The sequence below is a fragment of the Thalassococcus halodurans genome, assembly GCF_900108225.1.
Taxonomy (GTDB): domain Bacteria; phylum Pseudomonadota; class Alphaproteobacteria; order Rhodobacterales; family Rhodobacteraceae; genus Thalassococcus; species Thalassococcus halodurans.
Window position 1 is genome coordinate 478,915 of record NZ_FNUZ01000002.1, and the last position, 13,385, is coordinate 492,299.

The 13,385-nt window shown below is 55.6% G+C and carries 14 protein-coding genes; 2 read left to right on the plus strand and 12 right to left on the minus strand.

Features of this window, described 5'->3' with window-relative positions:
* Nucleotides 1-56 precede the first annotated feature (56 nt).
* Nucleotides 57-743 (plus strand): DUF502 domain-containing protein, encoded by a 687-nt coding sequence (locus tag C4S59_RS07385; protein ID WP_103909825.1) that lies wholly within the window; start codon nucleotides 57-59, stop codon nucleotides 741-743.
* Between the two features lie 3 nt (nucleotides 744-746).
* On the opposite strand, the gene C4S59_RS07390 is transcribed toward C4S59_RS07385, so the two are convergent.
* The 12 genes from C4S59_RS07390 to C4S59_RS07445 form a co-directional block, all read right to left on the minus strand.
* Nucleotides 747-1,781 carry a patatin-like phospholipase family protein gene (locus tag C4S59_RS07390; RefSeq protein WP_103909826.1) on the minus strand — a complete coding sequence of 345 codons (1,035 nt, stop codon included), beginning with the start codon at nucleotides 1,779-1,781 and terminating at the stop codon, nucleotides 747-749.
* A 90-nt stretch (nucleotides 1,782-1,871) separates the two neighbouring features.
* The gene (phoB, locus tag C4S59_RS07395) at nucleotides 1,872-2,552 is read right to left on the minus strand and encodes a phosphate regulon transcriptional regulator PhoB (protein ID WP_103909827.1); all 681 of its coding nucleotides are present in this window, start codon (nucleotides 2,550-2,552) and stop codon (nucleotides 1,872-1,874) included.
* A 5-nt stretch (nucleotides 2,553-2,557) separates the two neighbouring features.
* Nucleotides 2,558-3,292 (minus strand): phosphate signaling complex protein PhoU, encoded by a 735-nt coding sequence (gene phoU, locus C4S59_RS07400; protein WP_103909828.1) that lies wholly within the window; start codon nucleotides 3,290-3,292, stop codon nucleotides 2,558-2,560.
* A gap of 4 nt (nucleotides 3,293-3,296) precedes the next feature.
* Nucleotides 3,297-4,094, minus strand: a complete 798-nt coding sequence (pstB, locus tag C4S59_RS07405; protein WP_103909829.1) for a phosphate ABC transporter ATP-binding protein PstB — start codon at nucleotides 4,092-4,094, stop codon at nucleotides 3,297-3,299.
* A gap of 12 nt (nucleotides 4,095-4,106) precedes the next feature.
* Nucleotides 4,107-5,450: a phosphate ABC transporter permease PstA gene (gene pstA / locus C4S59_RS07410; protein ID WP_103909830.1), complete on the minus strand. Its 1,344-nt coding sequence runs from the start codon at nucleotides 5,448-5,450 to the stop codon at nucleotides 4,107-4,109.
* Complete coding sequence (pstC, locus tag C4S59_RS07415; protein ID WP_103909831.1) at nucleotides 5,447-6,919, minus strand: phosphate ABC transporter permease subunit PstC; 1,473 nt, start codon at nucleotides 6,917-6,919, stop codon at nucleotides 5,447-5,449. Before pstC ends, pstA begins: the two co-directional genes overlap by 4 nt.
* A gap of 84 nt (nucleotides 6,920-7,003) precedes the next feature.
* Nucleotides 7,004-8,041 (minus strand): substrate-binding domain-containing protein, encoded by a 1,038-nt coding sequence (locus C4S59_RS07420; protein WP_103909832.1) that lies wholly within the window; start codon nucleotides 8,039-8,041, stop codon nucleotides 7,004-7,006.
* Between the two features lie 197 nt (nucleotides 8,042-8,238).
* Nucleotides 8,239-9,255 carry a sensor histidine kinase gene (locus tag C4S59_RS07425; RefSeq protein WP_103909833.1) on the minus strand — a complete coding sequence of 339 codons (1,017 nt, stop codon included), beginning with the start codon at nucleotides 9,253-9,255 and terminating at the stop codon, nucleotides 8,239-8,241.
* Nucleotides 9,252-10,430 carry a trans-sulfuration enzyme family protein gene (locus C4S59_RS07430; protein ID WP_234994732.1) on the minus strand — a complete coding sequence of 393 codons (1,179 nt, stop codon included), beginning with the start codon at nucleotides 10,428-10,430 and terminating at the stop codon, nucleotides 9,252-9,254. The genes C4S59_RS07425 and C4S59_RS07430 overlap by 4 nt, the downstream gene beginning before the upstream one ends.
* Before the next feature lie 100 nt (nucleotides 10,431-10,530).
* Nucleotides 10,531-11,058 (minus strand): gamma carbonic anhydrase family protein, encoded by a 528-nt coding sequence (locus C4S59_RS07435; protein ID WP_103909834.1) that lies wholly within the window; start codon nucleotides 11,056-11,058, stop codon nucleotides 10,531-10,533.
* The gene (gene gmk, locus C4S59_RS07440) at nucleotides 11,055-11,699 is read right to left on the minus strand and encodes a guanylate kinase (RefSeq protein ID WP_103909835.1); all 645 of its coding nucleotides are present in this window, start codon (nucleotides 11,697-11,699) and stop codon (nucleotides 11,055-11,057) included. The genes C4S59_RS07435 and gmk overlap by 4 nt, the downstream gene beginning before the upstream one ends.
* Before the next feature lie 3 nt (nucleotides 11,700-11,702).
* The gene (locus C4S59_RS07445; RefSeq protein ID WP_103909836.1) at nucleotides 11,703-12,584 is read right to left on the minus strand and encodes a YicC/YloC family endoribonuclease; all 882 of its coding nucleotides are present in this window, start codon (nucleotides 12,582-12,584) and stop codon (nucleotides 11,703-11,705) included.
* Between the two features lie 173 nt (nucleotides 12,585-12,757).
* Between C4S59_RS07445 and C4S59_RS07450 the strand changes: the two genes are divergently transcribed.
* The gene (locus C4S59_RS07450) at nucleotides 12,758-13,378 is read left to right on the plus strand and encodes a PAS domain-containing protein (protein ID WP_103909837.1); all 621 of its coding nucleotides are present in this window, start codon (nucleotides 12,758-12,760) and stop codon (nucleotides 13,376-13,378) included.
* Nucleotides 13,379-13,385 lie beyond the last annotated feature (7 nt).

Below are 13,385 nucleotides of genomic sequence, written 5' to 3' on the forward strand. Positions count from 1 at the left end.
GTTCAAATCGAGCCATCCTAACTTAACGTCAGCAACCCAGATATTAGTGCAGCTTTATGAACACGCCATTTGATCCAGAACCCAAGAAACCCGGTATGCTGTCCAAGCTTCGGGCGTCTTTTCTGACTGGTATCGTTGTCATCGCGCCCGTGGGCCTGACAATCTGGCTGGTGTGGACTGTGATTGGCTGGATCGATGCCTTTGTGGTGCCCCTCGTCCCTGCCCGCCTGAACCCTGAAGAATATATAGGGATCAACCTGCGCGGCATTGGCGTGATTTTCCTTTTGCTGTTCACCATCACGATTGGTTGGATCGCAAAAGGTCTGATCGGACGCTCGTTGATCCGCTGGGGCGAAAGCCTTGTGTTGCGGATGCCGATTGTGCGTTCGGTTTATTCCGGCGTGAAACAGATTGCTGAAACGGTATTTGTGCAATCGGACCGCAGTTTTGAAAAGGCCTGCCTGATCGAATACCCACGCAAGGGTATTTGGGCGATCGGCTTTATTTCAACCGACGCCAAGGGTGAAGTGGCGCGCAAGGTTCCGAACATGGGCGGGATGATTTCGGTCTTTATTCCGACCACGCCCAACCCGACCTCGGGCTTTTTGCTGTTCTTCCCGAAAGAAGATGTGATCGAACTGGATATGAGCCTTGAAGACGCCGCCAAGCTGGTGATTTCGGCGGGCCTTGTGTATCCGAACGAAAAAATCCCCGAAGAGATCGCGCAGAAAATCGCGTCTTGATGATCAGCTGAACATCTTTTTCAAATCAACCGTTTGAACGTTGTTCAGGTTGTCTTTGTGCGCGGCTAGAAACGCGTCTGCAGCGTGACGCCCTGCATCCTTTAACTGCCCGATCAGGCCTGCAATCGGCACCAGCTTGGTCGACACGGACAGACCGGTCATCAGATCATCATCAGCCACCATATGAACCAGAACGTTTTTCATGGTGCCTTCCTGAATTTTGCCGTCGGCGATCAGACGCTGAACAAACTCAATCGCGCGAAGTTCCTTCAGCAAGGCCGAGTTAAAACTGATTTCATTGATGCGATTCTGAATTTCCTGCGGGGTCTTGGGCAATTCATCGCGGATGACAGGATTGATGTTTACGATCACCACATCGTCTGGCAGGCCTTTGTCAAACAATGGGAAAAGCGCCGGGTTGCCGGAGTATCCACCATCCCAGAACGCTTCGATCTCGCCTGTAACGGGATCCTCGGTCTCGACCGCCTGGAACAAGGTCGGTAGGCAAGCCGACGCAAGGATCGCATCGGTCGTGATCTTTTCGCGTGTGAAAATGCGGACCTTGCCGTCACGCACAGACGTCGCCCCCACAAACAAACAGGGTCCGTCTGTGCGACAAACCTTATCAAAATCAAAGCGTTCGACGATCTTCCTTAGCGGATTGTTATAGAATGCACCCCAGCCGTAAGGTGACATGGTCCGCGTGAATGCATCGCCCATTGCCAAAATGGGCGAATAATCTAAGGCCATTGATGTGAAGGACGGATGCGGCAGGAAGGCGTTCATCCATTCCGGCAACCCAAGATCGGCAATGCCGCCCACTTCCGCCCAAAGCCAATCAAGCATAGCGCGCGCGCCTTCACGCCCGTCGTTATGCCAGCCGGCTTTGAAGGCTGCTCCGTTTAATGCACCAGCTGAAGTACCTGAAATTGCGGCAATTTCGATGTCTTCTTCATCCAGAAATCGATCCAGAACGCCCCAGGTAAAGGCCCCATGAGCACCGCCGCCCTGAAGGGCCATATTGATCCGTTTCACCATGATGCCTGCAACCTTTTGTATACTTCAACAAAAGATATAGCCTTTGCCGCAGTGCAGCAAAGGCTTTGTTTTGCATTTACATAACGGGGTTTACCCCAGCGCGTAGCCGGCGCCGCGCACGGTGCGCAAAACATCCGGAGACCCCAGAGCTTTCCGCAGGCGTCCGATATGAACGTCAACTGTGCGAGTGTCGACATAGATATCGCGCCCCCAGACCCGATCCAGAAGCTGTTCACGGCTCCAGACGCGGCCTGGCTTTTCCATGAAAGTTGTCAGCAGGCGGAATTCAGTGGGCCCGAGTTTAAGCGACCTATCCCCACGGGTGACGCGGTGGGTTTCGGAATCCAGAACGATGTCGTCAAACTCCAGACGTACTCCTGCGGAAGACGGGCGAGACCGGCGCAACTGTGCCTTTACGCGCGCCATCAGTTCGACGACGGAATAAGGCTTTACAACGTAGTCATCAGCGCCCGTTTCCAATCCACGGACGCGGTCTACCTCTTCCGAGCGCGCAGACAGCATGATCACTGGAACGGATCGCGTGTCAGCCCGCGTCTTCAACTGGCGACAAACCTCGATCCCTGAAACCGACGGAAGCATCCAATCAAGAACGATGATGTCTGGGTTTTCCTCTTCGACAAGAAGCAGGGCTTCTTCGCCATCTTCGGCTTTCGCAACGCGAAACCCTTCGGCTTCCAGGTTGTAGCTAAGCACTTCCCTTTGGGCGGCTTCATCTTCGACGATCAGAACCGTGGGTTGATCAACAGACATTTCGATTAGTCCTTACCTGCTTCCGGGCTGAAAGCGGTGTCGGATGAAGTCAGATCGGCCTTGGGGCGCGGCTCTTCCGGCTTTTTACCGGTCACTAGGAAAACGACCTGTTCCGCGATGGATGTAACGTGATCGCCCATCCGTTCGATGTTTTTCGCTATGAAATGCAGGTGCATACAGGCGGTGATGTTGCGCGGATCTTCCAGCATGAAGGTCAGGAATTCGCGGAACAGAGTGTTGTACATATCATCCACGTCACGGTCGCGTTCGATGACGTCAAGGGCAAGCTCTGCGTCGCGGCGGACATAGGCATCCAATGCGTCCTTCAGCATCAGTTCGACCTCACGCGCCATACGACGCAGAGACGTGGCCGAGCTTTCGATGGGCTGCAACTGGGCCAAAACGCTTGTGCGCTTGGCCATGTTCTTCGACAGATCGCCGATACGCTCAAGGTTCGCGGACATCCGCATGACCGACAGGACAACGCGAAGGTCGCTGGCCGCAGGCGCGCGCAGGGCGATCACACGGGCTGCTTCGGCGCTGATCTGTTCTTCCAGCGCGTCAATCGCCTTATCGCCTTTACGGACCTGTTCGGCCAGCTCTTCATCGCGTGTTTCAAGGCTGCGGGCGCCATCGCGGATCGATGCCTCGACCATCCCACCCATCTTCATGATCTGGGCTTGGATGCCTTCCAGTTCGCGTTCGTAGGACGTGACGATGTGTTGGTTCAAATCGCTCATGAAATTATCCGATCCGGCCTGTGATATAGCTTTCGGTCCGCGGGTCCTGCGGGTTGGTGAAAATCTTGTCGGTGTCGTCAAACTCGACCAGATTGCCGAGGTGGAAGAACGCCGTTTTCTGGCTGACACGCGCGGCCTGCTGCATGGAGTGTGTGACGATCACAACGGAATAGTCGCGGCGCAATTCGTCGATCAGTTCTTCGACCTGACTGGTCGCAATCGGGTCAAGCGCAGAGCACGGTTCGTCCATCAAAAGAACCTCGGGCTCGGTCGCGACTGCGCGTGCAATGCACAAACGCTGCTGCTGACCACCAGAAAGGCCCGTTCCCGGAGCATGAAGGCGATCCTTCACCTCATCCCAGATCGCACCACGGCGCAGGGATTTTTCCACGATTTCATCCAGCTCTGCCTTGTTACGGGCCAACCCGTGGATGCGCGGGCCATAAGCCACGTTGTCATAGATCGACTTGGGAAACGGGTTCGGCTTCTGGAACACCATGCCCACCTTGGCACGCAGCTGAACCGGATCAACCCGTTTGTCGTAGATGTCTTCGCCATCGATGCGAATATCGCCTTCGACACGGCAGATATCGATGGTGTCGTTCATACGGTTCAAACAACGAAGAAATGTGGACTTGCCGCATCCCGACGGACCGATAAAGGCGGTGACCATCTTGTCATTGATATTGACGGATACGTCTTTGATCGCGTGGGTGTCGCCATAGTAGACTTGGACGCCATCTGCTGCGATTTTTACTGCGTTGGAAGTCACGTTTTTCTCCGAAAAAGGTGCGTCGTACATGATGTTTCCTCCTTACCAGCGGCGCTCGAACCGGCGGCGCAAGATGATTGCGATGGCGTTCATCGCGAAGAGGAACAGAAGAAGGATGATAATCCCGCCCCAAGCCCGTTCATAATAGGCAGGGTCGGCCCGTTTTGCCCACTCATAGATTTGTGCAGGCATGGCCGAGTTCGGATCAAGGAAGCCGGCCGCAATGCCGTCGGGCACGTTGGTGGCGATGTAACCAACCATACCGATCAACAGCAGAGGTGCCGTTTCACCCAGAGCCTGAGCCAGACCGATGATCGTGCCGGTCAGGATGCCGGGCATTGCAAGAGGCAGTACGTGGTGGAACACCGACTGCGTTTTGGATGCTCCAAGACCGAGCGCCGCATCACGGATCGAAGGCGGTACGGATTTAAGTGAGGCACGGGTCGAGATGATGATGGTCGGCAAGGTCATCAATGTCAGAACCAGACCACCCACAATCGGCGCAGATTGCGGCAGGTGCATGAACTGGATGAACACGGCCAGACCAAGAATACCGAATACGATGGACGGCACGGCGGCAAGGTTCGAGATGTTCACCTCGATCAGATCGGTAAACCGGTTCTGCGGCGCGAATTCCTCAAGATAGATCGAGGCCGCGACGCCGATAGGCAGCGCCAGAAACAACACGACCAGCATCATAAAGAACGATCCGATCATCGACACACCGATGCCCGCCTGTTCGGGGCGGCTTTCCGAAGCATCGGCACCTGTGATGAAGTCCCAGTTGAACCGTTTCTCGACCATCCCTTCGGCGCGCAACGCGTCAACGAGATCCAGATGTTCCGCATCGATGTTCTTGTCGCGTGCAACGCTTTCACGGGTGACGCGGTCTTTCAGATAGCCATCCACACGGCTTGAGGCCAGAAAACGAACATTGACAGTTTGGCCGACAAGATCTGGGTTGGCCAGAACGCGGTCACGCACTTGGGCCGCAGCAGATGCTGAAATCAGCGCTTTCATGTCTTTGGATTTGGCCAGGGGCGTCTCGATGCCCTTTTGCTCGACCTGTGCAAAAATTCCGTCTTGCAGAAGCGGAGCGTAGCCAAAGGTGGATACCTTTGCCATTTCTTCCGGATCGCGGTTGCCCTTTTTGTCCAGCTTGGCGGGATCAAGATACACAGGCACTTCGATAAACGTCTGTTGGAAGGCAGTCAGGCCGTTGGTCAGGATCGATGCCAGAAGCACGACAAGGAAAAACAGACCGGCGCCAATGGCTGCAATGCCATAGGCCTTGAACCGTTTTTCCGCCGCGTTGCGCTTTTTCATATGCGCGTCGCTGGTGGTCAAAGACTTGGTGGGTGTCGGGGTTGCTGTCGCGTCGGTCATTCGTACTGCTCCCGATATGTACGCACGATGTAGAGGGCCAGAAAGTTCAGGCCCAGCGTGATGACGAAAAGGCTCATGCCAAGGGCGAAGGCCACAAGCGCCTCGGGCGAGGCAAAGTCACTGTCGCCGGTCAGCTGGCTGACGATCTTTGCCGTCACAGTGGTCATCGCCTCGAACGGGTTCAACGACAGGCGGGCCGCGGCCCCTGCCCCGAGAACCACGATCATGGTTTCACCAATTGCACGGGACGCCGCCAGAAGGACCGCGCCAACAATGCCGGGCAAAGCCGCAGGCAGGATGACCTGCTTGATCGTCTCGGACCGTGTCGCGCCAAGCCCGTACGATCCGTCGCGCATGGATTGTGGAACGGCGTTGATGATGTCGTCGGACAGCGAGCTGACAAAGGGGATCAGCATGATGCCCATGGTCAGACCGGCGGTCATGACCGCGCGTCCGCCACCCATCCAGCCTGTGCCGTCAGGTCCAAACACCGTCAACAGCATCGGACCAACTGTGAGCAAAGCAAAAAGACCGTAAACGATGGTCGGAATACCCGCGAGGATTTCCAGCAGCGGCTTTACTGTCGCGCGGGTTTTCGCGCCTGCATACTCGGACAGGTAGATCGCCGCGAACAGACCGATCGGCACGGCGAACAAAAGCGCGACGAGCGAGATGTACAGCGTCCCCCACAGCAGCGGAAGTATGCCAAGGCTGGATGCGCCGCCACGGCCGGAAAAGCTCGGGGCCCATTCCAGAAGGGTGAAGAAATCCAGTGCAGGATACAGGCGGAAGAATTCAAGCGTGTTGAAGATCAGAGAAAGAACGATGCCGACAGTGGTCAGGATTGCGATGGATGCTGCCGAAATCAGAAGAACGCGAATGCCTTTTTCCACCACATTCCGTGCACGGAATTCCGCATTGGTTTCACGCAATCCCCAAACAGCCCCTGCAATCGCCAGTGCAATGACCGCAACGGACATGGCGAAGCGGCCTGCATTCGACAAAGCGCGATGTTTCTGGGCCGCGACCAGAACGGACGGCGTGACATCCGACGTCACGATCTGTCCCGCGTCCTTCAGCTTTTGCGTGATAACCTCAACATCAGCCGCCGGATCGGTCGCAAGCTTTTGGTCCATCACGCCGGCATCAACGGCGTTGCCGATACCGTCTGCGGTACGGCGCACCTCGGCCAGTACAAGCCCGAGGTTAGACCCTTCGGCAATCTCGGCTTCGGGGATCAGCTTGGACACTTCCGAATTGATGTAGAATGGCTGGATCAGCAACCAGAACGCCATCATCAGAAAGGCCGGAACAACGGTCTTCAGCGCTACGTTATAGCCGTAATAACCTTTCAAAGAATGCAATCGGCGTTGATCGCCATTCGCACTCTTCAAGGCCCACGCCCGTCCAAGAAAAAATCCGATCGCCGCGATCACCAAGACGATGGCGATAACCCAGAGAACTGGCATAGGGCCCCCAGTAAGTTTTGTTAAAGGTCCTAAAAGGTAAGGGGCGGCAGAATACGCCGCCCCTGTAACCGACTACTAGCCGAATTACATGTCCGCGCCCATAGTCTTTTCTTCAGAAACCAGAGCTTGTGTGTCTGCCAGCTCGGGGTCGGATACCAGACCGTATTCGGCAAGCGGGCCATCGGGGCCTGCGATTTCGTCGGCGACGAAGAATTCTGCGTATTCTTTCAGGCCAGGGATCACGCCGATGTGCGCTTTCTTCACGTAGAAGTACAGCGGGCGGGATACCGGATATTCACCCGAAGCAATCGATTCTGTCGACGGTACAACGCCAGACATAGTCGCCACTTTCAGCTTGTCTGTGTTGTTTTCGTAGAACGCGAGACCGAAGACGCCGATTGCGTTCGCGTTTGCGTCGATGGATGCCAGTGTTTCTGTGTAGTCACCGTCGATGTCGACCGAACGACCGTCAGTGCGAACCTCAAGGCACGCATCTTCTGCGTCATCCTCGGACATGCCGCCAGCGATCATTGCTTCCATTGCGCCAGTTGCTTCACAGCCAGCTGCTACAACTTTTTCTTCGAACACTTCGCGTGTGCCGTGCTTGGTGCCCGGAATGAACGCAAGGATTTCTTCAGCCGGCAGATCGGCGTTGAAGTCGGACCACTTTGTATAGGGGTTGTCGACCAGCGCACCGTCTACAACAACTTTGGGTGCCAGAGCGTTAAAGATGTCGGACGGTGTAAACGCGTTGTAAGCGGGGCCGTCCAGCTGGGATGCGAATACGATGCCGTCATAACCGATGCGAACTTCGATAATGTCGGTCACACCGTTTTCGGCACATGCCTTGATTTCTTTGTCGCGGATTTTGCGCGATGCGTTTGCAACGTCTGTGTGCTCTTCACCAACGCCTTGGCAGAAGCGCTTCAGGCCAGCCGAGGAACCACCGGATTCAACAACCGGTGTCGGGAAGTCAAAGTTTTCACCGAATGCTTCGGCAACAATCGATGCATAAGGCAGAACGGTCGAAGAACCGGCTACCTGTACGTTGTCACGGGATTGCGCGAAGGCCGGCGATGCTACGGCCAGTGCCAAAGCGGATACGGTCAGAAACTTGGTCATGGATTACTCCACTCCGATATCAATGTCATTCTATGACGGCCCCTCATCAGGCTGTCTGAGGGGATGCCTAGTGTCGTGTAACAACGCTTTTGTGACACTTACGTAACAGGTTTATGACAGTGGCTGAGAATTTGATGAAGTCGTTTTAAAACAACGTCTTAAATTTCAGTCGGCGCCGTAAAAAATCGTGCGATCTGTCACACAGGAAGAAGAATTGTAACCTCTGTGCCCGCGCCACGGGCCGACTCGATACGGATTCGCCCGCGATGGCGGTTCACGATGTGTTTGACGATGGCCAAACCCAGCCCTGTTCCACCCTTTTCGCGGCTCCGATGTGAATCGACGCGATAGAAGCGTTCTGTCAGTCGCGGCAAGTGCACAGGATCAATTCCCGCTCCACTATCCTTCACAGACAGACGTATTCCGTCGCCCTTCAGGCGCGTTTCATAGGAAACCGGCCCGACGGAAACAGTCACCGTGGTCCCTGCTCCGCTGTATTTGATCGCGTTCTCGATCAGATTGACCAGAACCTGACGAAGTTGGTCTTCGTCGCCCGCAATGATCGCGGGCTCGTCCGGTAGATCGCTCAGGATCTGAACATCAGCATCTTCGGCCAATGTAGACAACGAATGAATGGTGGATTTCACCAGCCCAGTCAGATCAACGGGCGTTGTCGGCCTGACACGCTCTTCGGCCTCGACACGGCTGAGTGACAGCAGATCGCTGACCAGCCTGTTCATCCGGCTGGCCTCGGTTTCCATGATTGAAAGAAACCGGTCCCGCGCGCCTTCATCGTTTTTGGCGGGCCCTTTGAGCGTTTCGATAAAGCCTATCAACGCGGTCAGCGGGGTTTTCAATTCGTGGCTGACATTGGCCACAAAATCACGCCGCATCTGGCCTGCTTGTTCCAGCGATGTCTCATCAACGAAGGTCACCAGAACCGACGTATCCAAAGGCCGTACATAAACACGGAACGCCGTGTCCTGAGCGCCGTCATTGGTCAGATACCGCGTTTGCCGTTCCGAGCGGTCGCGGATCGTCGCCTCGATTGTATCGAGCAATTGAGGCTGACGAAGTCCGGTGATGAAATGGCGGCGTAAAATGGCCTCACCCAGAAGCCTGCAGGCTTCGGTGTTGGCGTGACTGATCCGTTCATCGCTTTGAATGATCAAAGCGGGCAAAGGGACAGCATCTACGACCGCCTGTTCGTTCATAGGCCGGCTCGGACCGCGTTCAGACCGGCTTGGAATGTGCCGATCAGATCATCTGGTTTTTCAAGCCCGACAGAGACCCGGAAAAATCCTTCGGAAATTCCCAAGGCTGCGCGGCCTTCGGGTGTCAGGGCGCGATGCGACGACGATGCAGGATGCGAAAGCGTGGTACCGATGTCCCCCAGCGTGGGGGCAAAGGCCACGCCGTTGGCCGCTGTGGTAAAGGCGTTGGCCGAAGAACGTCCGCCTTTCAGTTCAAAACTGACCATATTGCCGCCCATCCCCTGCAGCACGGCCTGCGCCCGCGCGCGATCAGGATGATCATCGCGGGTCGGATACAAAACGCGCGTCACAACATCCTGGTCCGCAAGAAAATCGGCCAGCTTTCGTGCGGTTTCCTGAGTGCGTTCAAACCGGAGATCAAATGTCGCCAACCCGCGTTCCGCAAGCCAGCAGTCAAACGGACTGGGGGTCATGCCTGTCGTAACTGCAAAGGTGTAAATGATCTTCTGGATTTCCGGGTCTTTCGCAGCAACCCAGCCAAGCGTCACATCTGCATGCCCTGCCAGCAGTTTCGTCACAGAGTGCAGGACGATGTCCGCGCCGTGTTCAAACGGTTTAAAGGCCGCTGGTGTGGTGAATGTGTTATCAACCACAAGAAGAACACCCCTGCGTTGGCAAATCTCGGCAATCGCGTGGATGTCTGCGATCCGCAATGTCGGGTTCGAAACCACCTCGACCAATGCCAGCCGCGTCTCCGGCTTGATCGCGGCCTCGAACGCTGCAGCATCGGTTGGGTCGACTAGAGATGTCGTGATCCCGAGGCGCGGCAGATCTTCTTTCATCAGACGTAAGGACCGACCATACAGTTGATCGCCCCCCAAAACATGATCGCCGGCCTTGCAAAGACCCATCAACACGGCCGCCACCGCCGCCATGCCAGAGCCCAGCGTCAAACCGGTTTCACAGCCTTCCAGCGCTGCAACACCTTTGGCGACGATATCCGCATTCGGGTGGCCTTCACGGGCATATGTATAGCCCTGAGCGCGTCCCTCGTATTGGTCATCCAGTTGATCAGGCGTGTCGCTGGCGTAGACGACCGAAGGCATCAATGGGGTGACAACTGCCGTCGAGGCAGACTGCGGCATGCCGTACGGACGCATCAAGGTAGGCTTCATCATTTCGCGTCTCCTTCTATTTTGGCAAAGCGGTGACACAGCCTATTCAAAACGACAAGCGGCTCCGCTGCGGAAACCGCCCTTGCAAAAGTGAGCGCTATCAGTCTGCGATCTTTTTCATCTTGTCGCGGAACAAACGCGCCTTTTCCTGATAAAACAACGCGGACTTTCGCAGGTTTGCAAAATCATCTTCGCCCAACTCGCGCTTGACCTTGCCGGGCATCCCCATGACCAACGAACCGTCGGGAATTTCCTTTCCTTCCGCAATCAAAGCACCCGCTCCGATCAGGCAATTCTTACCGATTTTGGCACCATTCAGAACCGTCGCACCCATGCCGATCAGCGAATTGTCCCCGATCGTACAGCCATGCAGCATCGCCTTGTGACCGATGGTACAGCCTTTGCCGATGGTCAGCGGATAGCCCATATCGGTATGGCACACGACGTTTTCCTGAATGTTGCTTCCCGCACCGACATGGATCACTTCATTGTCGCCGCGCAACGTCGAGCAGAACCAGACAGAGGCGTTTGCTTCGATCACGATCTTACCAATGATGTTGGCATCCGGCGCGATCCACGCGTCTTCGTCGATCTCGGGTGTTACGTCATTCAATGCATAGATCGTCATTCCTGGCCCCTTTCGAATTCGTCCTGCAACTTGCGCACGTGTTCCGTCAATTTCGGCTGTTGGCTCCGGCGCAGGCGTGCAGCATTTACGATAGATTTCAACCGCTCTTCGGTTTCATCAAGGTTCTCATTGACCAGAACAAAATCATAGCCATCCCAATGGCTGATCTCGTCCCAGCTTTTCTGCATACGTTTCGAAATGGTTTCCGCCGTGTCTTGCCCGCGGCTTTCCAACCGGCGGCGCAATTCGGTAATCGACGGGGGCAGCAGGAAGATCGACAACGTGTGTGCGCCAAGATCCGAGTTCCGGATTTGCTGCGCCCCCTGCCAATCGATATCGAACAAAACGTCTTTGCCGCTGTTGATCGCGTCCCGAACGGGGCCTTTGGGCGATCCATAGAAGTTGCCGAACACATGGGCATGTTCCAGCATCTCGGATTCCGCCACCGAATGTTTGAACTGGGTCTCGGACAGGAACATGTAGTCCTGACCATCGACCTCGCCCGGACGGGGCGCACGTGTGGTTGCCGACACCGAAAAGACAATGCTTGGATCCCATTCGCGCATGCGCTTGGCCAAGGTCGATTTACCGGCACCCGAAGGCGACGATAGAATGATTAGAAGGCCACGGCGGTCTTGCATGTCTTACTCCAAATTCTGCACTTGTTCGCGCATCTGATCGATCACGGTTTTCAGTTCAAGCCCGACAGTGGTCAGGGCCGCGAAACCGGATTTTGAACAGAGCGTGTTCGCTTCGCGGTTAAACTCCTGCATCAGGAAATCCAGCTTACGTCCAACGGCGCCAGATTGCTGAACCAAATCGCGCGCTGTTGCTACATGCGCACCAAGACGGTCGATTTCTTCGGTGACGTCGGACTTCACCGCAATCAAGGCCAGTTCCTGCGCGATACGGGCCGGATCGATGTCTTCGACATTACCCGTCACACGGGCCAGCTGTTGTTTCAGACGGTCCGCCTGATCATCTTTGCGGGCCTCTGCCAATTCTGCGGCCTGTTTTGTCAGGCTTTCGATCTGGTTAATTTGAGACCCGATGATGTCTTCCAAAGCGCGGCCTTCAGCGGCGCGGCTTGCGACGAAATCGGTCACAAGCGATGTAAATTCGTTAACCAAAGTCTGTTTCAGACCTTCGGTATCCGGTGTGGATTGCTCCATTTCCAGAACGCCGCGTTGGCCGACAATCTGCGCTGCATTCGCTGGCGCAAGGCTTAGGCCCATGGCGCTGGCCTGCTCTTCGATTTGAAGCATGGCTTCCAAAACGCTCATCATCTGAGGCTGGTTCAGGGTCACCGTCCCGTCCTGTTGTGCGTTTGATTGGACCCGCAACGAGACAGTTACATTGCCGCGTTTGATCTGATTTGTCAGGATTTCCCGCAGCTTGGCTTCCAGCCCATCGATCCAGTCCGGCAGACGGAACCGCAGTTCAAGGCCCCGCCCGTTCACACTGCGGATATCCCAGCTCCAACGGTGATCAAAACCTTCACCCTGCCCCGACGCAAAGCCAGTCATTGAATGTCGCATCTGCTAACCCCGCGTTTTTTCGTGCCGTTGGGTTAGAGGACAGACAGCGCCTTGGCAAGCAAACCGGCGTTAACCTTATGTTCAGATATGAAAAGAAATCACGCCGAACTTAACGTAAAAATATAACAAGCTTTCGGCAAATCAGATGGATCAAAGTGAAAATGAGCAGCCACGGCACAAAACATCCTGTCTCTGACTACACACCGTTTTTTCAGGATGGCTTGCTGGAGCCGACATTGGTCCCCATCGAAACCTATTGGTGGAACGCCTGTGCTGAAGGCCAGATTCCATCGCATGCCGAACTCGATCCCCGCGCTTTGGCCTGTAGCCTGGAACACACATTGCTGATGAAGCGTCTGGGTACATCCGAGGCGCGGATCAATGTGTCTGGCCGCAGCTTGGTTTCCGCCATGGGTGTTGAGCCCACTGGCCTGCCCTTGTCACTGTTTTTCACCGTCGAAAGCCGCCCCTATCTGGCTGATGTCACGCGACAACTGTTCGAAGACCAATGCGCGGTTTTGCTGGATGTCAAATTCGCCAATGGGCCACTGCGTATTCGGAAGACTGCCCAAATTCTGTTGCTGCCCTTGCGGGACAGCTACGGACAGGTCACACGCATCTTAGGGGGCACGTCTCTGGATGCTCCTCAAGGCAGTGCGCCTCGTTTCGACATCGTAACGAGCATGACGCGTCAGGTGGATGCCACAGTTTTCGCGTCGCAAAACACCGGCCACATCCGCCGCACACGCAACGGACGTCACATTCTGAAACTTGTGGAATGAGAAAGCA